The organism is Lutibacter oceani, from assembly GCF_003384935.1.
Classification (GTDB): Bacteria; Bacteroidota; Bacteroidia; order Flavobacteriales; family Flavobacteriaceae; genus Lutibacter; species Lutibacter oceani.
Genome location: NZ_QTTQ01000009.1, coordinates 260,804 through 284,107, shown reverse-complemented (window position 1 = coordinate 284,107; position 23,304 = coordinate 260,804). Strand labels below are relative to the sequence as shown.

The following is a 23,304-nucleotide window of genomic DNA, read 5'->3' as shown; positions in this document are numbered from 1 at the left end:
AGTATAATTACAAGGGTATCCAATAATAGCCGTCATCCTGAACTTGTTTCAGGATCTCACCAAAAAAAAATAGAATTAAAACCCACATCACAACAAACCTAAACGCAAAAGAAATTGAAAAAAGATATGGAAACCGTGTAAGAAGCAGACTTCGTGAAATGTTCAATCTCATTAGTTTTGATAGCAACTCAAAGGATAAAAGAATGTAGGTTTGTATGTAGCCGACCTAGTTTAATTTATGTAAGAATTTAAGTTTTAGAAACGGCTAAGCATCCAAAGAATGCAGTCGTCTGAATGCGATAATGTATAAAACGCTAGAATTCTAAGAAATTAAAATCAGTCTAGACTTTTTTGTCACCCTGAGCCTGTCGAAGGGTTGGGCCATGGAAAAAAGATATAGAAAAACCTCAATACAAAAGAAATTGAAAAACGAAATGGAAACAGGGTTGGAAGTAGATCATATGAGATATGTAATCTTGTTAGTTTCAATTGATAAGAGAAAGTAATATTAAACATCCACGAATACAAAAACAATTAAAATAATTAATTCCTTTATAAATAAAAACAGGAAGCCGAAACTTCCTGTTTCCTGAAGTTGTTCAATTGCTACTGTCAATTGATTAATTTTAACACCTATCCATTGCTGAAAAAGATACTATAATCCGTTTCCATAAGGATAGTCACAACAACCTAGAAACATTTGCACATGTTAAATAAAACCAAAAATTAAAACCCTGTAATTTGCTTTTTCAACTTAAAAATTAAATTCACACTGTACTAATTAAAGAATCAATTAAAATTACAGATTTATAATGAATATTATTCTTAAATTAGCCAATATCAACTAAATTATGTATGTTGTTTCAAGTTAGATTTTACTATTTTCTTTTAGTTATAGTTACTTTTTTTTCTTGTAAAAATGTTAACCAAGACAAAAAAATAACTATTGGCTTTTCACAATGTGTTAGCAATGATTTATGGCGTCAGGAAATGAATAAATCAATGCAGATTCAAGCAGATTTATTTGAGAATGTTCATTTAGAAATAGTAGATGCTAATAGTAATTCGGAACTTCAATCAAAACAAATTCAACAATTTATTGATAAAAAAGTTGATGTAATAATAGTTTCTCCTTGGCAATCAACTCCTGTTACGCCAGTTATTCAAAAAGCAATTGATAATGGCATACCAGTTTTGGTTGTTGATCGAAAAACTGATAAACAAACATATACAGCATATTTAGGTGCAGATAATTATCAAGTGGGTATAAATGCAGCTAATTTTATTGCTTCAAAAACTAATAAACCTACCAAAATTATTGAAATAAGAGGGCTTGAAGGTTCGTCTCCTGCATATGAAAGAAGCATAGGATTTAAAGATGTAATAAAAGCAACACCAAATTTAGAGATTGTAAAAATTATTGATAGCGATTGGGAAGCTAGTTCTATAAAAGAAAGCTTTAGGAAAGCACTTAATGAAATAAAGGATGTTGATTTTGTTTTTGCCCATAACGATAGATTGGCTTATGGAGCTTGGGAAGTGGCTCAAGATTTAGGACTTGAAAAACAATTGAAAATTATTGGAGTTGACGGTTTGCCAGGACCAAATGGAGGATTAGATTTGGTTAAAAAAGGAGTGTTAATTGCTACTATTTTATATCCAACAGGTGGTGATGAAGCGTTGCGTTTAGCGGTAGATTTAGTTGCTAAAAAGACGCATCCTATTAATAATATATTAGAATCAACTGTTGTAGATTTTAGAAACGCAGCAATACTTGAAAGTCAATTCATTCGGATCAATCAAAAAATAAATGACATTAACAATCTTCAAACCAATATTAATCAACTTCAAAAAACATATAATTCACAAAATAATTTAGTGAAAATTTTATTGGTGTTTTTGGTATTAATAATTGCGTTGGCAGTTTATAGTATTTATTCAATTCTAGTAATTAAAAATAAAAACAGGTTGTTAAGGATTAATAATGAAAAGATTATTATTCAACGTAATAAAATTCAACAGATAGCAAAAGAAATTAGAGAGGTGAATGAGGCAAGAACTAACTTTTTTACAGGACTTTCTCATGAATTTAAAACGCCTTTAACATTAATTATGAGTACTGCGGAAACGTTGTATGAAGAAAATATTAATAGAAAATTGAATTTAGGAGATCATATACCTAATATTTATAAAAATTCAAACAGGTTATTAAGGTTAATTAATCAATTGTTGGATTTTAGAAAAATTGAAGATAAAAAATTCAATATAAATGTAGTTCCTACAAATATAAATGAGTTTTCTAAACAAATTTTTAATGATTTTTCTTCTGAAGCAGTTAGAAAAAATATAAACTATATATTTAATTCAAATTGTACAGAAACGGAAGTTTATATTGATAGAAGCTTATTAGATAAAGTATATTTCAATCTGTTGTCTAACGCATTAAAATTCACACCAAGAAAAGGCGAAATTAAATTAGATATAAATTGCGAAGGAGATAGTGTTGTAATAAAAGTTAGTGATTCTGGTATTGGTATTCCTTCAACAGATTTAGACAAAGTTTTTAAACCATTTTTTCAAGGTTCAAATAATTATCAATATAGTTCAGGTATTGGTTTAAATTTGTCTAAACAATTTATTGAATTGCACGGAGGAACCATTGAAATAGATATTAATAATGGAACGGTATTTACAATTACACTTTTAAAAGGAAAAGAACATTTTCCTAAAGAAGTTATTTCTGAAATTGACACTTTCCCAATAAAAAAAGTTCAAATAGATTATTTAGAACTGCAAACAGTTAACCAAAATTATATTGAAGAAATCACCACTGAAAAATATTCCATATTGGTTGTTGAAGATAATATAGATTTAAATAATTTTTTAATAGATCGTCTTTCACGGCGTTATAAAGTTTATACATCTTATGGACCAGATGCAATTGATTTAGCGCTAGAGCATGTTCCGGATTTGGTATTAAGTGATGTAAGTCTACCAGGAAAAAGCGGTTTTGAAATTTGTGAAATATTAAAGAAAGATTTAAGAACATCTCATATTCCAACAATAATATTAACTGCCTTAGGAGATCAGGATTCCTATATAAAAGGACTAGATTCTGGTGCAGATATGTTTATATCAAAGCCTTTTAGTATAAAAGTTTTAGAACATTCTATTGAGACTTTGTTATACAATCGCGAACGATTAAGGTACTTCTATTCAAACAAATTAAATAATGTTGAAGCAAATAACAAATTTGGTGAAATTGAACAAGTATTTATTGTTGAAATAAAAAAGAATATTGATAAAAATTTAGACAATTCTAATTTTTCAGTAGAAGATTTAGCTGAAAAAATGAATATTTCTCGAGTGCAATTATACCGAAAGGTAAAAGCTATTTTAGGAATAAGCATTAGCGAATACATTCAAGATTTTAGACTGGAAAAATCTAAAGAGTTATTAGAAACATCAAAACTCAGTATTTCTGAAATAGCTTATTCAACAGGCTTTTCTTCTCCAAATTATTTTAGTACTTCTTTTAAAAATAAATTTGGAAAAACTCCAAAAGAATTTCGAAAATAATTTTTATATAAAAATTATTTTCTTTTCGAGAGCTCATAAAAACCCACAACTATTGTCTGAAATTACCCTAAAAGGTTGCTAAATTAATGTTACAATTTTGTATTTTTTTAAAAGATCATTACAATTTGTCCAGTTTTTAATAAAACAATTAATGTTAAATGACTTATAATCAGATAATTAAATATTATTATTGTTATGTAACAATTTTGTAACATTTTGAAACATAATCAAACAACCTCGTAATACTTTCCCTCTAATTTTGAAATACAATTATATGCTTAAAACTTGTTAAAGCATATAACCAATTTAAACTTACGATAGTAAATAATTGTAATAAACTAAAAAATATTTAATAATGAATAAAATCTTAATTTGGTCAATAACAGCCGCTTTAGCAGGATTTTTATTTGGCTTTGATACTGTAGTAATATCCGGGGCAGATAAAAAATTACAATTATTATGGGGCTCGTCTGATGCTTTTCATGGTGCAATTGTAATGGCAATGGCACTTTGGGGAACTGTTGTTGGTGCTATCTTTGGAGGAATCCCTACCAATAAGTGGGGAAGAAAAAACACATTAATCTTAATAGGTATATTATATACAATCTCAGCAATTGGTTCTGGCTTGGCCAATGACCCTTGGACTTTTGCCGTATTTAGATTTATTGGTGGCTTAGGTGTTGGTGCTTCAACTATTGCTGCACCTGCTTATATTTCTGAAATTGCACCTGCAAAGGACCGTGGTCGCTTAGTAGCTTTGTATCAATTTAATATTGTGTTCGGAATTTTGATTGCTTTTTTATCCAATTACCTTTTAAGCGGAATAGGAGAAAACGATTGGAGATGGATGATAGGAATAGAAGCTTTTCCTGCATTAATCTATACAATATTCATGTTTAGTGTACCAAAAAGTCCAAGATGGCTTATTTCGAAACTTAGGATTGATGAAGCAAAAGAAGTTTTGGAAATCATTAACCCTGATGACGATGCTGAAAAATTAATGCTTGAAATACAAGAAGAAAACAATAGAGATTTACCAGGAGAAAATATATTTATGAAAAAATATCGTTTTCCACTCATTCTGGCATTCCTAATGGCTATGTTTAATCAATTATCAGGTATCAATGCATTTTTATATTACGCTCCAAGGATATTTGAAGAAGCTGGATTGGGTGAAAGTACAGCACTGTTAAGCAGTATAGGTATAGGGCTTACAAACCTAGTGTTCACTCTGTTAGGAGTGTTTCTAATTGATAAACTTGGCCGTAAACAATTAATGTACATAGGCTCTGTAGGTTATATCATCTCTTTATCACTTGTGGCAATGGCTTTTTTCTTGGGATGGACAGGAATGGCTGTTCCTATATTCTTATTTTTATTTATTGCAGCACATGCTATAGGTCAAGGTGCTGTAATATGGGTATTTATATCTGAAATCTTTCCAAATCATTTAAGAGCTTCAGGTCAATCATTTGGAAGCACAACTCATTGGCTTTTAGCAGCAATAATACCAACTTTAATTCCAACATTATTTTCAACAATAGGTGCAGGTGTAGTTTTTCTGTTTTTTGCAATAATGATGGCGTTTCAATTGGTCTTTGTAATTTTTATGATGCCTGAAACTAAAGGGGTTCCACTAGAAGAGTTGAGTAAAATATTAATCAAAAAAAATGTAAAATAATGAAAAATTTTATTCTTGTATTGTTAGTGTTAATTGCATTTATTGGATGCAAACAAACACCTAAGAACGAACAAAACACTTCACAGAATGTGGATATGGTTTATTCGGAAGAAGAATTGTATAGACCTGAATTTCACTTCACACCAAAAGCAAATTGGATGAATGATCCTAACGGGATGTTTTTCTATAATGGATATTACCATTTATATTTTCAACACTATCCTGATGGGAATGTTTGGGGACCAATGCATTGGGGGCACGCAATTAGTACAGATATGGTTACATGGGTAGAAAAACCAATCGCATTATTTCCAGATGAGAAAGGCTATATTTTTTCAGGAAGTGCTGTAGTAGATGCTAATAATACTTCAGGTTTTGGAGAAGGCGGGAAAATTCCAATTGTAGCGATGTTTACTTATCACGATATGGATAAAGAAAAACAAGGTGACATTGATTTTCAATCTCAAGCAATTGCTTATTCTTTAGATGAGGGGTTAACATGGGAAAAATATGCAGATAATCCTGTTATAAAAAATCCAAACATAAAAGATTTTAGAGATCCAAAAATTGTTTGGGATGCTGTAAATAAAAAGTGGATAATGGTATTAGCTGCTGGTCAAGAAATAATGTTTTATAGTTCTAAAAATTTAAAAGATTGGGAGTTTCTATCAAACTTTGGAGAAAATGTTGGTTCGCATAATGGGGTATGGGAATGTCCAGATTTATTTGCTATGCAAACAGAAGGTACTGATGAAATAAAATGGGTGCTTTTAGTAAGTGTTGGTAGTGGAGGTTATAATGAAGGTTCTGCTACACAATATTTTGTTGGAGATTTTGATGGAAAAACATTTAAAATTGATCCAACCTTTAAAGATCATTTAGATAAGAATAATGCTTCTTGGATTGATTATGGAAAAGATAATTATGCAGGTGTAACCTGGTCTAACATACCTGATACTGATGGAAGAAAACTATTTATTGGTTGGATGAGTAATTGGCAATATGCAATTAAAGTACCTACTGAAAAGTGGAGAAGTTCTATGACAGTTGCACGTGAATTAAAACTTACAAAAACTGACAACCAATATCAATTAAAATCACTTCCTGTAAAAGAAATTTCAAACTATGTTTCTAAAACAGTTAAGAAAAGCAGTATAAGTATTGAAAAGGGGAAACGAACCTTATTAACTAATAATACACTTGTTGATTTTAAAAGTTTGGATATACATTTTAAAATCAACAATTTAAAAGAAGATACATACACGTTTTGTTTTGATAACAAAAGAGGTGATTCTATAAAGTTTGGAGTAAATAACAATAAACAGTTTTACTTTAGTGATAGAACCGCATCTGGAAATATTTCTTTTTCAAAAGATTTTGCTCCAAACATTTCAAAAGCTCCTTACGCTGCAAATGGAAATGATCTTGAAGTTAGACTTTTATTAGACAAAACTTCAATAGAAATATTTTACAACAATGGAGAAACGGTTATGACAGAAATATTTTTTCCAAAAAACCCTATCGAGGCATTTTCTGTAAAGTCTGAAAATTTCAATTTTGAAATTGAAAACTTGATTATTAACGAACTTAATTTTAACTAAACTATACATTAAATTATGAGAACTAAATTAGCTTTAATTTTAATTTTCTTTGGGGCATTTCTAACAATGCAAGCCCAAGAAATTGAGGTACATGGTGTTGTTACATCTTCAGATGATGGCTCACCTTTACCAGGAACTTCGGTATCCGTGTTAGGAACAACCAAAGGTGTTGTTACTGATTTTGATGGAAATTATTTATTAAGTGGTGTGGATAGCAATGCAACTTTGGTATTCAGCTATGTAGGATACAAAACTTTAAAAATTGGAATTCAGAGTAAAAGCGCAATAAATGTTGTTTTAGAACTAGATGCTCAGTCTCTAGATGAAGTTGTCTTAACAGGTTATTCAAAAGAAAGAAAAGTAGATGTTACAGGGGCAGTTACCGTTGTAGATTTAGCATCTCTTAGTGGGCAAAGCTTAAGTTCTGGAAATACTATGCAGTCATTACAAGGATCTGTTGCAGGACTTTTCGTTGAAAAATCCGGTGATCCTACAGGTCTTAATAGTAGAATTTTAATTAGGGGTATTACTACTTTGGGAAATAATGATCCATTATATGTAATAGATGGTGTGCCTACTAAGCGTCAGGAAGTATTTGCAAGTATAAACCCAGAATCTATTGAATCTATTCAAGTTTTAAAAGATGCCTCAGCATCTTCATTATATGGATCAAGAGCTGGTAATGGGGTTATTGTTGTTTCTACAAAAAATAAATCAAAAGGCGGAGATGTTAATGTAAGTTTCAATTCCAATTTTTCAGTACAATCGGAAAAACAACAACGTTATAATATGTTAAATTCACTTCAACGTGGTCAAGCATTATTTCAGGCCTCGGTAAATGATGGTGCTGATCCAAACGGTGGTTATGGTGAAATTTATAATTTTGATTGGAATAATAATTTTGCAAATCCTGTTTTAAACAATGTAACCTTACAACCATATGTTGGTGGAGATACCAATATGCCAGTTGGAGATACTGATTGGCAAGATGCGATTTATAAAACCGGATATGTTTATAATAATGAGTTATCATTAGCGGCTAATTCAGAAAAATCTGCATTATTTATAAATTTAGGGTATCTTAAAAATACAGGGATGCTAAAATATACAGGTTATGAAAGATATAGTGCTAAATTGAATTCTAGTACAAAATTATTTAATGATAAATTAAAAATTGGTGTAAATACACAGTTTTCAACATCTAATGAAAACTTAGCAGCCGCAGATGTTGGAAATGCCCCAACTCCAGGATTGGCAATAACTTTAGCGCCAACTATTCCATTATTTGATCTTAATGGTAATTATGGAGGCCCTATTGGTGCTGGATATTCTGATAGAAATAATCCTGTATTAATGCAATATTTGAATAGATGGGACAATGCCGAGAAAAATAATTTCTTTGGAAATGTTTTTGCAGAATTACAAATTTTGGACAACCTTTCCTTTAGAAGCAGTGTAGGTATTGATTTTAGTGATTATAAGAGAAAAAATATAGAACCAAAAGTTAATAATGGTTTTATTACAAGAAACGTGAACAGACTTATTTTTGATACCAATAAATATTCAAGTATTATAATGACTAATACGTTGAATTATGATTTGGAATTGGGAGATCATAGATTTAGTGTTTTACTGGGGGTAGAATCAATAGAAAATAAATTAAATACAATTTATGCTTCTGCTGATGGGTTTGCTGTTGAATCAGAATCTTATTTCGTATTAAATGCTGCAACTGGTGCAAGAACTAATCAAGGTATTAGTTCAGGAAATAGTTTGCTTTCACAATTTGGAAAATTAAATTATGCATTTTCAGACCGTTATTTGGCATCTGTAACTGTGCGTAGAGATGGTTCGTCAAGATTTGGTAAAAACAATAGATATGGTGTTTTTCCAGCGGCAACTGTGGGTTGGAGAGTTAGCAATGAAGAATTTTTAAAAGACAATGACTTTATTTCCAATTTAAAATTAAGAGCTGGGTATGGTGAAGTAGGAAATCAAGAAATTGGCGATGTATCAAGGTTTGGATTGTTTGAGTCAAGATATGGTCCTAATCAAAATGTTTTTCAGCCTGATTTTTTTAATATTTATTATAATGTAGGAACGGCGTATGATATTAATGGAAACAATACAGGAACATTACCTTCAGGATTTGTATCCACTCAAGCTGAAAACCCAGATTTAAAATGGGAAACAACCAAAGAATTTAATTTTGGTGTAGATTTTGGCTTATTAGATGAGACAATTATTGGTTCTTTTGATTATTTTAAAAGAAAAACAAGTGATATTTTAATTACTCCTCCAATTGCATCTACAATTGGAGAAGGACAACAACGAGTTTTAAATGGTGCTTCAACTGAAACCAATGGTTGGGAATTTACTTTATCGTACGGTAAAGATTTTGATAATGGTTTAAGTTTTGGAGTAAGTACCAATTTCAGTTCATTTAATGATAAGATCACTTATTTGCCAGAACAAGTAAGAGCAGGTTATCCAGGAACAGCAGAAAATTCTATACTTGGCCATTCTCAATTCTCAATTTTCGGATATAAAACTGACGGCTTGTTTCAAAGCCAAGCTGAAGCAGATGCTGCTCCAACAGGAGGTGTGCAGACAGGAAATTCAAGACCAGGAGGTATAAGAATTGTTGATATTAATAATGATGGTGTTATAAACGGAGATGATAGAGATTTTATAGGTACAACTTTGCCAAAATTAGAGTATGGTATTAGATTTAATTTGGCATATAAAAACTTAGATGCTTCTATTTTTGGTTCAGGTGTTGCAGGGAGAATTGGTGCAGATCCATATATATTTTGGAATAACTTTACACAGGGTAGAGATAATGCTGGGTTAGGTGTATTAAATGCTTGGACTCCAACCAATACGAATACTGATGTTCCTTCTCTTTCATTAGTAAATAATTTTACAGATACATCTGATTATGTTTTTAGAAATAATTCTTATTTTAAGTTAAGAAACTTACAGATTGGTTATTCACTTCCAATAGAAATGATAAACAAATGGGCAAGTATGAGTAAGTTTAGAATTTACGTTCAAGGAGAAAATTTATTTTGGTTTACGCCAAAAGATTATATAGGTTCTGATCCAGAGCGCACAGATGTGAATAGAATTCCTGTTCCAACAACAATTTCAGTAGGATTAAATATTAATTTTTAAAAGAAAAACACATGAAAAAATATAAAATTATAGCTGTTTACTTTTTGTCAATTGCATTATGGACATCTTGTAACAAAGATTTTTTAGAATATGAACCAAAAGGGGTGTTATCATCCGTAAATGTGGCGACTGCAGAGAATGCAGAATCTCTTGTAGTAGCTGCCTATGCTGGAATTGCCAATGATGAAATGGTTGGCCCGTTAACACATCAATGGGTATATGGAAGTGTACGTTCTGATGACGCCTATAAAGGTGGTGGAGGCCGTGGAGATGTTGATGTTGTTGATAAATTTGAACAATATAACTTAACTGTTGCTGACATGGGAGATTGGATGACTCCAAGAACTTGGACAAATTATTATAAAGCAATATCACGTGCTAATTTTGCCTTATCTGTTATTAATGAAATTCCAGAGGGTGAATATGGTAACAAAGTTATAAGACAAGCTGAGCTTCGTTTTTTAAGAGCTCATTCACACTTTATGCTAAAGTTATTGTTTAACAAAGTGCCTTATATCACAGAAGAATTAACACAAGAACAAATTCTTGAAACATCAAATAATTTATCAAGTGATGAGTTATGGAATGTTATTGCAGATGATTTCTTATTTGCATACAATAATTTGCCTCAATCACAAGATGAAGTAGGAAGAGCTGATAAAAATGCTGCCGCTGCTTATTTGGCAAAATTAAGATTGTATCAAGCGTATGAACAAAATGATGCACATGCAGTAACAAATATCAATCAATCTAAATTACAAGAGGTAATTGATTATGCAGATGACGTAATCGGAGATTTAGAAGCTGATTATGGAAATAATTTCCTTGATGGATATGATAATGGACCAGAATCAATTTGGGCGGCTCAATTCTCTATAAATGATGGTACTGTGGTAAGTCGTGTTAGTTTTGTAACGGGGTTAAATTCACCTCATGGAACAGGACTTTATGGTTGTTGTGGGTTTCATATGGCTAGCCAAAATATGGTAAATGCATTTAAAACGGATGCAAATGGGCTTCCTTTATTAGATACCTTTAATAATTCAGATATATTTAATACCGTTGATGGAAACGGAAAAGCTCCATTGGCAGCTGGAATTACATTAGATCCAAGAATTGATCATACTGTTGGAATTCCAGGAAGACCCTTCAAATATAGAAATACAGTAAATGAATCTGGAGATATGATTTATAACTTTTCTTGGGCTAGAGATCCAGGAGTTTATGGATATTTTGGAAATATGAAGGAACAACAAGCACCAGATTGTTCTTGTTATGTAAAAGAAGGACCATTTATTGGAACCTCTAAAAATGTTGATTTTATTAGATATGCAGACGTCTTATTATTTAAAGCTGAAGCAATGATTCAGTTAGGTCAATTTGGACCTGCAACAGCTATTGTTAATCAAGTAAGATTACGCGCAACAGCAAGTACTTCAAGATCAATTGCGGCTGGGGCTTCAGATATTTATAATATTGGAACATATCCTACCTTTCCCTCAAAAGAATATGCTTTAAAAGCGTTAAAGTTTGAAAGAAGATTAGAGTTTGGAATGGAAGGACCACGGTTTTTTGATTTGGTAAGATGGGGAGAAGCTGAATCAGTTTTGAACGGGTATCTTGCTGTTGAAAAAACAAAAAGAGATTTTCTTTCAAATGCACATTTTACTGCAGGAAGAGATGAATATTATCCAATACCTCAAAGAGAAATTGATTTTACAGGAGGTTTATATCAACAAAACCCAGGATATTAAAATTTAAAACTTATTAATATATTTGGTTTGTTATATTAATATTTGAGTTAGTTTTTTAAAAGGCAGACGTTTGTCTGCCTTTCAATTTTAAAATGTATTTGAATTCACACAAATTTGAAAATTCAAAATTTATAGTGGAAAATAATTGTATTTTTTTTTAAATAGGTATGATTAAAAATCATATTACATAGTAAAAAAATTATTTCAAAAAAAATTATCAAATAAGGAATCAACTTATTATTCAAATGAAACATTATATATTATGATTGAGATTAGATTTAAAGTGTTAATAATTTTAGTTCTTGTAGTTTCTTATTGCAAGGCACAAACCATTATTCCAATTGAAACCAAAGATTTCTCAATGGTTTTACAAACTGACAATCAAAATAAATTAAAAACTGTTTATTTTGGAAAAAAATTAAATTATGAGTTGGATTTTCAGCAAATTGAAAAACAATATTATTTTCCGAGTGCCAATGCGGGTATTTACAACTCAGCATACACACCTTCAGGAACATGGAATTTATCTGAGCCAGCTTTACAAGTAAAACATTTTGATGGAAATTTATCCACGGATTTAATATTTGTAGATGTAGAAGTTCAAAAAAAGGACGAAGAAACACACACAAAAATAAAATTAACTGATCCAGTTTATAACCTAATAGTAATTTTAAACTATAAAGTTTGGGCCAACTTGAATGTTGTTGAGCAATGGACAGAAATTATCAATAAAGAAAATGATACAATTGAACTAAGTAAGTATGCTTCGGCAAACCTTTACTTTACAAACAAAGATTTTTATTTAACTCATTTTCAAGGTGAGTATTTAAAAGAAATGCAGCCAACAGAGGAAAGACTAACTCAAGGGATTAAAACGCTTGATTCAAAATTAGGAACTAGAGCAATGCTAATAGGAACACCAAATTTTATGATTTCTTTTGATAAACCAGCTGAAGAAGATAACGGCATGGTATTACTTGGTCAACTAGCTTGGACTGGAAATTATAAAATAGATTTTGACATTGACTCTTATAAGAATTTACGATTAATAGCTGGAGTTAATCCTTATAGTTCCAATTATACATTGCAAAAAGGAGAAACTTTTAAATCTCCTTCTTTAATTTATTCAATTTCTGATAATGGTACTGGGAAAGCATCAAGACAGTTGCATACTTGGGCAAGGAAATATAGAGTATTAAATGGCGAAGGTGAGCGGTTAACTTTATTAAACAATTGGGAGGCAACTTATTTCGATTTTAATGAAGATAAACTTTCAAAATTAATTACGGACACAAAAGATTTAGGATTAGACTTATTTTTATTAGATGACGGTTGGTTTGGAAATAAATACCCTCGGAATAATGATGATGCAGGCTTGGGAGATTGGCAAGAAAATAGGAAGAAATTACCAAATGGTTTAGGATATTTGGTTAAGGAAGCAAAAAAAAATAAGGTTAAATTCGGAATTTGGATAGAACCTGAAATGGTAAATCCAGAAAGTGAGTTATTTAAAACACACCCAGATTGGGTTATAAAACAACCTGAAAGACCTGCAAAATTATACCGTAACCAAATGGTACTAGATTTAACCAATCCAGATGTGCAGAATTTTGTATTTACTGTAGTAGATTCAATTTTTACTAAAAATCCAGAGATAGCTTTTGTAAAATGGGATTGTAATGCGGTAATTTACAATGCTTATTCTAATTATTTAGAACAAAATAAAATTCCACAAACGCATCTTTATATAGATTATGTACAAGGCTTATACAAAGTGTTAGATAAGATACGTCAAAAATATCCTTCTGTTTCTATGATGTTATGTTCTGGTGGTGGCGGAAGAGCTGATTACGAGCTATTAAAATATTTTACAGAATTTTGGCCAAGTGATAATACAGATCCAATAGAGCGTATTTTTCTACAGTGGAATTATTCCTACTTCTTTCCTTCAATTACCACAGCTTGTCACGTAACCAATTGGGGAAAACAGCCAATGAAATTTAAGGTTGATGTTGCAAGTATGGGGAAATTAGGATTTGACATAGATGTTAGCCATTTAAATTCAGATGATTTATTTTTTACTAAAGAAGCCATCAAAGAATATAATGAGTTTAAGCATTTAGTTTTATTAGGAGATCAGTTTCGTTTAGCAAGCCCTTATCAAAACCCATATGCGTCTTTAATGTATGTTGATAAAAATAAATCGGAGGCGGTAATGTTTAATTATCTTTCTTCTAATAGGTTTATGGAGAAAATGACTAGACAACCTATTAAAATGAAAGGTTTGGATATTGATAAAAAGTATAAAATTAAAGAAATTAACTTGTTTCCAAATACTAAATCAACATTGGACGACTCAATTACTTATTCTGGTAATTTTTTAATGAATGTAGGAGTAAACCCAGATATAAATCTCAAACGGACAAGTGTAATTTTATTGATTACTGAAGCAAAATAAATACCATTATTCACATAGTTTATTTTTAGATATGGAATTTAGATTATTTAGGAGGTGAAATTGAAGAACCTCACATTTAAAATAACTTAAAAAAATGAAAAACAAAATACAATTAATAACTTATGTAGATCGGTTAGGATGTAAGAGTATTCAAGATTTAAATTCACTTTTTAAAAATGAATTTAAAGGACTTTTTGGAGGCTTACACATTTTACCTTTTTATTACCCAATTGATGGGGAAGATGCAGGTTTTGATCCAATTGATCATAATTTAATAGATCCAAGATTAGGAGATTGGAACGATTTAAATGAACTCAGTAAAGAGGTTGATATTATGGCCGATTTAATTGTGAATCATGTATCAGCAAAATCGGTACAATTTCAAGATTATCTTCAAAAAGGAAAAGAATCGAAATACGCTTCGTTATTTTTAACGTATGACACTGTTTTTCCAAATGGAGCAACTGAAGCTGATTTATTGACAATTTATAGACCGCGTCCAAATTTACCATTTACCATGGTTAAATTAAACGACGGTTCAACCAAATTAATTTGGACAACTTTTACTAGCAACCAAATTGATATTGATGTTAAAAGTGATATTGGTATTCAATATTTAGAAGGAATTTTAGATACGTTTCAAAAGGGTGGGGTAAAAATGATTCGTTTAGATGCTGCAGGATATGCTATTAAACAGCAAGGAACATCATGTTTTATGATTGATGAAACCTATGAATTTATAGATAAATTAACCGAGAAAGCAAAAGCAAAAGGAATTGAAGTTTTGGTTGAAATTCATTCGTACTATAAAACACAAATTGAAATTGCAAAAAGAGTAGATTATGTATATGATTTTGCATTGCCAGTATTGGTATTAGATACGTTATTTAATAAAAATGCTTCAAGCTTAAAAAAATGGTTAGAGGTTAGTCCTAAAAATGCATTAACGGTGCTAGATACTCACGATGGAATTGGTATTGTTGATGTGGCGGCTGAAGGAAATAAACCCGGTTTAATTGAAGGAACTGTTTTATCAAAAATTGTAGATCAAATACATGTAAATAGTAAAGGAAATAGCTTAAAAGCAACAGGAGCGGCAGCTTCAAACTTAGATTTATACCAAGTAAATTGCACGTATTTTGATGCCTTAGGAAGGGACGAAAACGCTTATTTAATGGCAAGAGCTATTCAGTTTTTTGTGCCGGGAATACCGCAAGTGTATTATGTAGGTTTATTTGCTGGTGAAAATGATATGGAATTGTTAGAAAAAACCAATGTAGGTAGAGATATCAACCGTCATTATTTTACGAAGAATGAAATTAATGAACATTTAAAGAGGCCTTTAATTAATGATTTAGCAGAATTAATGTTTTTAAGAAATAATCATAAAGCATTTAATGGTGATTTTAATCTTATTGAAACTGAAGAAAATAAACTAAATATAAAATGGGTAAATGATAGACATATTGCAGAGCTTTTTATTGATTTAACGTCAATGAAAATGGAAACAAAATTTTCATTATAAATCAGTGTTTAAAGCACTTTAACAGTAATATTATTTAATTTTATACAAATTAATACAATGAAAAACCAAGAAGTACAAACAGCAGATTACAACCAAAAAAACATAAAATGGTTAACATACCTTATGTTTATGATGTTTGCAATGACAACAGATGCAGTGGGTGTTATTATACCTGAAGTAATGAAGGAATTTAATTTATCAATGACTGCAGCTGGACTTTTACATTACGGTCCAATGACAGCAATTGCGTTGGCAGGTATATTTTTAGGTTTTTTAGCTGATAAAATAGGTAGAAAAAAAACAATTATTATAGGTCTGGCATTATTCGCTGTAAACTCATATTTATTTTTACTAGGTAATACGTTTGGTTTTTTCTTAGTACTACTTATTATTTCTGGAGCAGCAATAGGTGTTTTTAAAACTGGAGCCTTAGCATTAATTGGAGATATGTCAAAATCTACCAATGATCATACATCAACAATGAATGTTGTTGAAGGATTTTTTGGAGTAGGAGCCATAATTGGTCCGTTTTTAGTAAGTTATTTTTTAACAAGAAATGTAGACTGGAAATGGCTATATGTGGTGGCTGCTACATTGTGTGTTGTTTTAATTATTATAGCTTTTTTCGCAAAATATCCAGATACTAAAAAATCTACAGAAGAGCCAATAAATATTAAACGAACCTTACTTATGGTGAAAGATAAATATGCCCTTGGATTTTCTTTAGCCGCTTTTTTATATGTTGCGGTTGAAGCTGCAATTTATGTTTGGATGCCCACTTTAATAGCTGGTTATGATGGTAGTTTTACTTTTATAGCACTATATGCATTGCCTATATTTTTTATTTTACGTGCAGGCGGTCGCTTTTTAGGTGCGTGGATGTTGGAACGTTTTGATTGGACTGTTGTTATGGCTATTTCAAGTTTCGTGATATTATTGTGTTATGGTTTTAGTTTTCTAAACGAATCTGCAACAGTCGTTTTATTACCACTTTCAGGATTATTTATGTCTGTAATTTATCCAACAATAAATTCTAAAGGAATTAGTTGTTTTCCAAAATCTAGTCACGGTTCTGTAGCGGGGATTATTTTATTTTTTACAGCTGCCGGTGCCGCGATAGGTCCATTATCAATGGGTGTTGTAAGTGATTTATTTGGATCAGATGCAAAATATGGATTTATGTTAGCGACATTTTTTGCAGTAATATTATTTGTTGGTTTTTTGTTAAATATGATTTTTAAACCAACACTTACTCGTATTTCAAAATTAAATGAAAGTGAATATAGTAATTTAAATAGCCTATAATGATTAATAAAAAATTGAAAGCAGTATGTTTTGGAGAAATATTATTTGATGTGTTTCCAAAACATAAAAAAATTGGTGGAGCACCATTAAATGTAGCTTCTAGGTTAAAATCGTTTGACGTTGATGTTGCTATGATTAGTGCGGTTGGTAACGACAATAATGGAAAAGAATTACTCGAGTATTTTAAAAATTTAGATATAGATACAGACTCTATTCAAGTAAAAGAAAATTATCCAACTGGCGTTGTAAATGTTCAATTAAATGAAAAAGGAAATGCTTCATATGACATTACTTATCCTTCAGCTTGGGATAAAATCAGATTAGCTATTGCTGATACAGAATTAGTTAAAAATGCTGATTTCTTTCTTTATGGAAGTTTAGCTTCTCGTGATGAATCAACAAAAAAAACGTTATTACAACTCTTAGAAGTGGCCAAATATAAAATATTTGATGTCAATTTAAGAGTGCCTCATTACACAGAAAAAACGTTGATAGAATTAATGAATTTTGCTGATTTTATCAAATTCAATGATGATGAATTGTTTGAAATTGCCAGCTACTTAAATTCAAGTCATAAATCTTTAGAACAAAATATTAAGTTCATAGCTAAAGAAACCAATACTGATACAATTTGCGTGACTTTAGGTTCTCATGGAGCTGTATTATACTGTAAAGGGAAGTTTTATAATAATTGTGGTTTTAAAGTTGATGTTGTTGATACTGTTGGTTCAGGTGATTCTTTTTTAGCGTCTTTAGTTACAAAATTATTTAATGAAGTTGATCCACAGGAAGCTATTAATTTTGCCTGTGCTGTAGGAGCAATTGTTGCTCAAAATGAAGGGGCAAATCCAGAAATTTCACATTCAGAAATTGATGAATTTTTAAGTGGATTTTAGAAGGTCTTATGAAACTAAATTTAGAAGCTTCAATTTAAATTTAAAATAGCTATAATTTATAGTTTTTAATGAAATATGCTAAATACTCAGGGATTAAGGTCCCTAAATAGTAGGGTAAATTCATTAATAAATAAGGTACACCATTGGGTGTTGTTGCTTTTTGAATATCAAATTCACCAGCATAAATTCTAACAGCGTATGGGTGGTTTGTTCTTTCTATAAATTGATGTAATGATTTTAATGAGCCAGTACTTCCCGATTTTATTTCAATAGGTATCACTTTTTCATCAATAGCATAAACCAAATCTACTTCCGACGAAGCTTGCTTTTTTTCTCTAACCCAAAAATGTGGTAATTCAGCCTTTTTACTTTGAATGGAAATCAATTCTTGTGTTATGATATGTGGTATAATGGCTCCTTTATAACTCTGACTTAAATCTTCTAAGACTAGCATTTTAGCACTTATACCTAAAATGTAATTTAAAATACCTGTATCAAGAAATTGCAATCGAGGCGATTTTTTTAGATCAGGAAGTATAGGAACTTCTGTGGAGGTAGTTGGATAAATAAGTTGTATAATTTTAGCTTGATGTAAATTACGCATCGCTTCACCAACTTCTCTGGATTGGTAGTTAGATTTTCCGAAATTCTGAAATTTAATGCGCTCATCAACAGAGTATGCTGCCGTTGCCATGACATGTTTAAGTACATTTTTGGCACTTGTATTAGAAGCATATTTTTCTGTATCACTGATATAGGAACTCCAAATACTCTCATATATAGAGGCTAAATCTGCTACACTCTTGTTTTGGGTGTATTCACTAACCACTTCTGGCATCCCTCCTATAATAGTGTATTGATTAAATAAATTGAGTAAGGTTTTATGAGCAACTGGTTTTATGGGGATAGATTTTAGTTGTTCCAGGCTAGTATTATGACCAATTGCTTGTAAATATTCTATAAAATTGAAAGGATACAAGTATAAAAATTCAACTCTACCTACCGGAAAACTTTGAACATCTTTAAGCGCAAATTCAAGTAAAGAACCTGCAGCTATAATGTGTAATTCGGGTGCTTCTTCATAAAAATAACGTAAAAGTTGAATAGCTTTTGGTTGTTCTTGTATCTCATCTATAAAAAGTAATGTATTACTAATATCTTTAGTTGTAATATTGTTTGAAATTAATAAAGCTTCAATAATTATTTTCACATCATCTGTCTGTTCAAAGTACTGACTATCTGCTTTTTTCTCTAAATTGAGGTATAACAGGTGGTCATAGGTTTTTGAAAACTCTTTTACTAAGGTAGTTTTACCTACCTGTCGTGCTCCTCTAAGAATTAAAGGCTTCCGATTGGATTTATTTTTCCATTTGTGTAATTCAGCAGTGAGATGTCTTTTTAAATTCAAAATACAAGTTTTTGTTATAAAGTAAATGCAAATATACTCATTTATTGTATCAAAGTAAGGGTTGTTTTGATTATTTATTGTATCAAAGTAAGAGTTGTTATATTTAAATCCGTTTCCATAAGTAACAATACTACAAACTACAAACATTCATGCAGGTAATAAGGTGTTCACAATACCCTCCATTTAGTTCCATAAAGCATAATTACAAGGGCATTCATTAAAAAACGTCATCCTGAACTTGATTCAGGATCTCATCATATAACCTAAATCATAGTAGGTAAACCCTTGTACTTACCCTTCGTTACACTACAATTTGCGCTCCAGTGGGTGCTCATTGCAGCACACTCAGTTACTTTATTGCACACATTCCACGCATTACTCACGCATAGCTATCTTTTGCCCCCAAACCCTTCAAAGTGTAAACTACTTTTTGTTGGGTGCAAACCGCTATTACATAATTTGGGCTCGCCTGCTGCTCACTCCGGGCAACCCCCAAAGCAGGGTATTGTAACTTCGTTATGAGAAGTATAAAAGACAAAAAAATAAATAGTTTTAAATTTTGAGCATAACAAGGTTATATGTGATAAATTTTAAAATAAGCTATGCGTTTTATTTTGAAGTATTTTTAGTTCGTAATAGAAGTGTTAATCCCTGCTTTGGGGTACGGTTGTCACAGTTTTTGAAGGCATTCATTTTGCATATAAAATAACCGCTCAAGTTATTATCTAAATTATACTTCTTTGAATAATTACGCTACCTAAATTTACTGTAAAGCCATTTCAAAAGCGGATTATTACATATTGCAAAAGCTCACAAGAGCAAAGTATTCCGTTCATTGTTCCTCGTTTTGGCGCTCCGCAAATTGTACTTTAAATAATAATATTCAAACCAAACAGCCATCAACAAACAACCAGCAACCATAAACCAAGGCGGAGCACACACCACTCGTCACGCTTCACTACATAAATTGCCCTTGCCTTTCTCTCAGCTTCAAAAACACCGACCACCCTTTGCGTGTTCCACGTAGTTGTTGCACGCACTTATGCCGAAAAGGCAACATGCTATTGCCCCAACACCCTTCGTTCATCTCGCCGGCGGCTCGCTTAAATGCTACCGCATTTATTAGCTGCGCGATTACCTGCGAATTGAAACATTTAGTAATTTAGTTTCAAACATTAAACCATATATTATGATTACTAAAACCATTCAAATTCAGGAAATAACAGTAGATGAATTAGCAGATAAAGTCGCTGAAAAACTCCTTAGTAAAATTGAAGTGTATCTTAAAGAATACGCAACAAAAAATGATGAAACATTATTAACAAGAAAAGAAGCCTCATCTTTTTTGAAAATTGATCAATCAACACTTTGGAACTGGTCTAAAAAAGGAATATTAGTACCACTTGGAATTGGAAATAGAGTGTATTATAAAAAACAAGAAATCATAAATTATTTAGAGAATCATAGATTACATCCAAGGTATAAATAAAAAAGTTCGCAAATATCGGTTGTTTCCTACACTCACCACACTAATACTTTCAAGGTCAAGCCCTACGGGTTTTGAAAAAAATCTCCACCTCACAAAATGTTCGGTTTCGTTTTAACATTTTGAACAGGTAGTATTTTTCTCGAAAACCTTGACAGCATTTACCCCACAACCAGTATTCCAGCTATCTTTTTTCTTTCTCTTCCAAAAAATATATATGCGCGAAGCGTATAAATTTTAATTGGATAACTATGTCAACTTTTGAAATCAAAACCCACCGAAGCGGAAGAACCTATAACAAACCGCACTTTTTTATTTTAAACAAAGGCTTAAATAGTGGTAAGCCATTACCAGAACCTTGCCCAAATTGTTTTGTTGTCACTACACATAGTCCATAAGAACGAGAGTTCCTTTTTTACTTATGCCTGTCACTTAAAATAGGGAAGTATTTCAGCTATTATTTAAAAGGAAGTGTTATTCCATTTATTGGAGTTGTAGAAACCAGAAATATAATTAAAACAGCTTTACAAAACTACGAGCAACAGCAATGGGAAACCAAGGTTGAAAAACTCGTGAAAATTACCGCTTTTGAAGAAAACCTTAAACTACAACTCAAAGCAATTTCAGAACTCAAAATTGCTTTGTTGAGGTCTTAAAATATCCTATACTGAGCTGAGTCAAAAAGTCATCCTCAGCTTGACTGGGGATCTCACCTTCATTAACCGAAAACAAACAATGAAACTAATAATTGCCGGAAGTCGAAACTTCAACGACTACAAAAAACTATGTCAAATTTGTGACAACATTCTCCAGATTCAAACCAATATTGAAATCGTAAGCGGTGCTTACTACAAAGGAGCCGATAAACTAGGCGAACAATATGCAGCTGAAAAAGGTTTTCTACTAACAAAATTCCCTGCAGACTGGAAAAGATTTGGAAAAGCTGCAGGACCAAAAAGAAATAAAGAAATGGCAAATTATGCCGATACTCTAATAGCTTTTTTGGATGGAAAAAGCAAAGGCACAAAACATATGATTGATCTGGCAAAACAAGTAGGTTTGGAAGTTGTAGTTTATTATTATTAAGTTGTAAACATACTGAAGCTTCATTCCGGAATTGATCCGGAATCTTTTACTAACAATCTAAATCAACATATTATAATTAAATTTTAAACTTATTTAACCTAATTTAGTAAACCAAAAAAAATAAACATATAACAATATAAAATTATGATTATCAATAAGATTACACTGTTTTAGTGGATCATTTGTTTAGTTATAAAACGTTACCCAACATATCTAAAAAAAGATAAATATTTGGTTTTTAGTTGACAATTTCATATATTTATGTAACTTTGTCAACCAAAAGAATTGAATTATGAATAATATTGTTGCAAATCGAATTAAAAACGCTCGTATTTTAAAATGTTTATCTCAGCAAAACGTTGCAGATGAGCTAGGTATTTCTAAGCAAATGATATGTAAATATGAAAATGGAGAATCAATGCCAACTAGTTCAAAACTTTTAGATTTATCAAAACTTTTTGGACTTAAAATTGACTATTTTTTTAGCTCATTTCAAATTGAACTTGGAGAAATAAATTTTAGAAAAAAATCAACTTTTCCAATGAAAAAGCAAGATTCATTGAAAGAACAAATTAAAATTAACCTCGAGAATTATCTATGGATTGAAGACTCTTTATCTATAGATTATAATTTTAAAAACATAATAAAAAACAGTAAAATAAATAGTATTGAAGATATTGAAAATATTGTTCTTAAATTACGTACTGAATGGAATATTGGAATTGATCCAATACATAATATAATTCAACTTTTAGAGGATAAAGAAATAAAAGTAATTGAACTTTTTGACGTAGATGAAAAATTTGATGGAATGGCAACTTACGTAAATAATAAATTTCCTGTAATTGTTGTCAACGGAAATTTCCCAGTAGAAAGAAAAAGATTTACTCTTCTTCACGAATTAGGGCATCTTCTTCTTAATTTACCTGAGTGTAACGTTAAACAAGAAGAAAACTATTGTAATAAATTTGCAGCTGAATTTTTATTTCCAAAAAATATTGTAATAAAAGAATTTGGAGGGAAAAGAGAGCATATTACTTTAACTGAATTAATTTCAACTCAAAAGAAGTATGGAATAAGTATTCCTGCAATAGTTTATAGACTTGTAGATGCTGGAATACTTTCTAAACTACGACATGCTAATTTTTATAAAAAAATAAGATTTAACCCATCATTAGAACGAGAAGTTAATCACTCCAGATTCGAAACCCCAGAAAAATCTAATAGATATGAGAGATTAGTTTATAGAGCCTTAGCACAAGAAAACATATCATTTAGTAAAGCCTCATCTTTATTAAATAAAAATATTGAAAGTATAAAAGAAAGTTCTTTAATATAGTTTTTTTGC

General features: G+C 30.8%; 13 protein-coding genes and 2 pseudogenes. 14 read left to right on the top strand and 1 reads right to left on the bottom strand.

All coding sequences use genetic code 11. From position 1 onward, the window contains the following. Positions 1-65: 65 nt before the first annotated feature. The 10 genes and pseudogenes from BX611_RS15140 to BX611_RS01320 all read left to right on the top strand — a co-directional run. Positions 66-209: pseudogene (locus BX611_RS15140) on the top strand (ATPase); the annotation flags it as partial. 646 nt (positions 210-855) lie between these two features. Further along, on the top strand, positions 856-3,579 hold the full coding sequence (locus BX611_RS01360; RefSeq protein WP_115877697.1) for a substrate-binding domain-containing protein: 2,724 nt from the start codon (positions 856-858) through the stop codon (positions 3,577-3,579). Positions 3,580-3,934: 355 nt separating this feature from the next. Beyond that, positions 3,935-5,260: a sugar porter family MFS transporter gene (locus tag BX611_RS01355; RefSeq protein ID WP_115877696.1), complete on the top strand. Its 1,326-nt coding sequence runs from the start codon at positions 3,935-3,937 to the stop codon at positions 5,258-5,260. Further along, positions 5,260-6,861: a glycoside hydrolase family 32 protein gene (locus tag BX611_RS01350; RefSeq protein ID WP_115877695.1), complete on the top strand. Its 1,602-nt coding sequence runs from the start codon at positions 5,260-5,262 to the stop codon at positions 6,859-6,861. Before BX611_RS01355 ends, BX611_RS01350 begins: the two co-directional genes overlap by 1 nt. Before the next feature lie 15 nt (positions 6,862-6,876). Further along, complete coding sequence (locus tag BX611_RS01345; RefSeq protein WP_115877694.1) at positions 6,877-10,038, top strand: SusC/RagA family TonB-linked outer membrane protein; 3,162 nt, start codon at positions 6,877-6,879, stop codon at positions 10,036-10,038. A gap of 11 nt (positions 10,039-10,049) precedes the next feature. Next, positions 10,050-11,792 carry a RagB/SusD family nutrient uptake outer membrane protein gene (locus BX611_RS01340; RefSeq protein ID WP_115877693.1) on the top strand — a complete coding sequence of 581 codons (1,743 nt, stop codon included), beginning with the start codon at positions 10,050-10,052 and terminating at the stop codon, positions 11,790-11,792. 262 nt (positions 11,793-12,054) lie between these two features. Beyond that, positions 12,055-14,250: an alpha-galactosidase gene (locus BX611_RS01335; protein WP_115877692.1), complete on the top strand. Its 2,196-nt coding sequence runs from the start codon at positions 12,055-12,057 to the stop codon at positions 14,248-14,250. Positions 14,251-14,344: 94 nt separating this feature from the next. Further along, entirely contained in the window at positions 14,345-15,775 is a 1,431-nt protein-coding gene (gene gtfA / locus BX611_RS01330; RefSeq protein WP_115877691.1) for a sucrose phosphorylase, read from the top strand. 57 nt (positions 15,776-15,832) lie between these two features. Then, entirely contained in the window at positions 15,833-17,080 is a 1,248-nt protein-coding gene (locus BX611_RS01325; protein WP_115877690.1) for an MFS transporter, read from the top strand. Further along, complete coding sequence (locus BX611_RS01320; protein WP_162880004.1) at positions 17,080-17,976, top strand: carbohydrate kinase family protein; 897 nt, start codon at positions 17,080-17,082, stop codon at positions 17,974-17,976. Before BX611_RS01325 ends, BX611_RS01320 begins: the two co-directional genes overlap by 1 nt. A gap of 49 nt (positions 17,977-18,025) precedes the next feature. Here BX611_RS01320 and BX611_RS01315 read toward each other — a convergent pair whose 3' ends face one another. After that, entirely contained in the window at positions 18,026-19,384 is a 1,359-nt protein-coding gene (locus BX611_RS01315) for an ATP-binding protein (protein ID WP_115878900.1), read from the bottom strand. 1,189 nt (positions 19,385-20,573) lie between these two features. Between BX611_RS01315 and BX611_RS01310 the strand changes: the two genes are divergently transcribed. From BX611_RS01310 to BX611_RS01300, 4 genes and pseudogenes are all read left to right on the top strand, one after another. Continuing rightward, positions 20,574-20,873, top strand: a complete 300-nt coding sequence (locus tag BX611_RS01310) for a helix-turn-helix domain-containing protein (RefSeq protein WP_240324952.1) — start codon at positions 20,574-20,576, stop codon at positions 20,871-20,873. A gap of 248 nt (positions 20,874-21,121) precedes the next feature. Continuing rightward, positions 21,122-21,526 (top strand): annotated as a pseudogene (locus BX611_RS15290) (DUF6943 family protein). Between the two features lie 40 nt (positions 21,527-21,566). After that, a complete protein-coding gene (locus tag BX611_RS01305; RefSeq protein ID WP_205417114.1) occupies positions 21,567-21,956 on the top strand; it encodes a DUF2493 domain-containing protein in 390 nt (129 codons plus the stop codon). Positions 21,957-22,248: 292 nt separating this feature from the next. Then, positions 22,249-23,295: a helix-turn-helix domain-containing protein gene (locus BX611_RS01300; RefSeq protein ID WP_115877688.1), complete on the top strand. Its 1,047-nt coding sequence runs from the start codon at positions 22,249-22,251 to the stop codon at positions 23,293-23,295. Positions 23,296-23,304: the final 9 nt, after the last annotated feature.

Coding starts and splice junctions, on each gene's coding strand:
- BX611_RS01350 (WP_115877695.1), top strand. CDS start 5,260: ATGAAAAATTTTATTCTTGTATTGTTAGTGTTAATTGCATTTATTGGA.
- BX611_RS01360 (WP_115877697.1), top strand. CDS start 856: ATGTTGTTTCAAGTTAGATTTTACTATTTTCTTTTAGTTATAGTTACT.
- BX611_RS01300 (WP_115877688.1), top strand. CDS start 22,249: ATGAATAATATTGTTGCAAATCGAATTAAAAACGCTCGTATTTTAAAA.
- BX611_RS01345 (WP_115877694.1), top strand. CDS start 6,877: ATGAGAACTAAATTAGCTTTAATTTTAATTTTCTTTGGGGCATTTCTA.
- BX611_RS01335 (WP_115877692.1), top strand. CDS start 12,055: ATGATTGAGATTAGATTTAAAGTGTTAATAATTTTAGTTCTTGTAGTT.
- BX611_RS01325 (WP_115877690.1), top strand. CDS start 15,833: ATGAAAAACCAAGAAGTACAAACAGCAGATTACAACCAAAAAAACATA.
- BX611_RS01340 (WP_115877693.1), top strand. CDS start 10,050: ATGAAAAAATATAAAATTATAGCTGTTTACTTTTTGTCAATTGCATTA.
- BX611_RS01310 (WP_240324952.1), top strand. CDS start 20,574: ATGATTACTAAAACCATTCAAATTCAGGAAATAACAGTAGATGAATTA.
- gtfA (WP_115877691.1), top strand. CDS start 14,345: ATGAAAAACAAAATACAATTAATAACTTATGTAGATCGGTTAGGATGT.
- BX611_RS01355 (WP_115877696.1), top strand. CDS start 3,935: ATGAATAAAATCTTAATTTGGTCAATAACAGCCGCTTTAGCAGGATTT.
- BX611_RS01320 (WP_162880004.1), top strand. CDS start 17,080: ATGATTAATAAAAAATTGAAAGCAGTATGTTTTGGAGAAATATTATTT.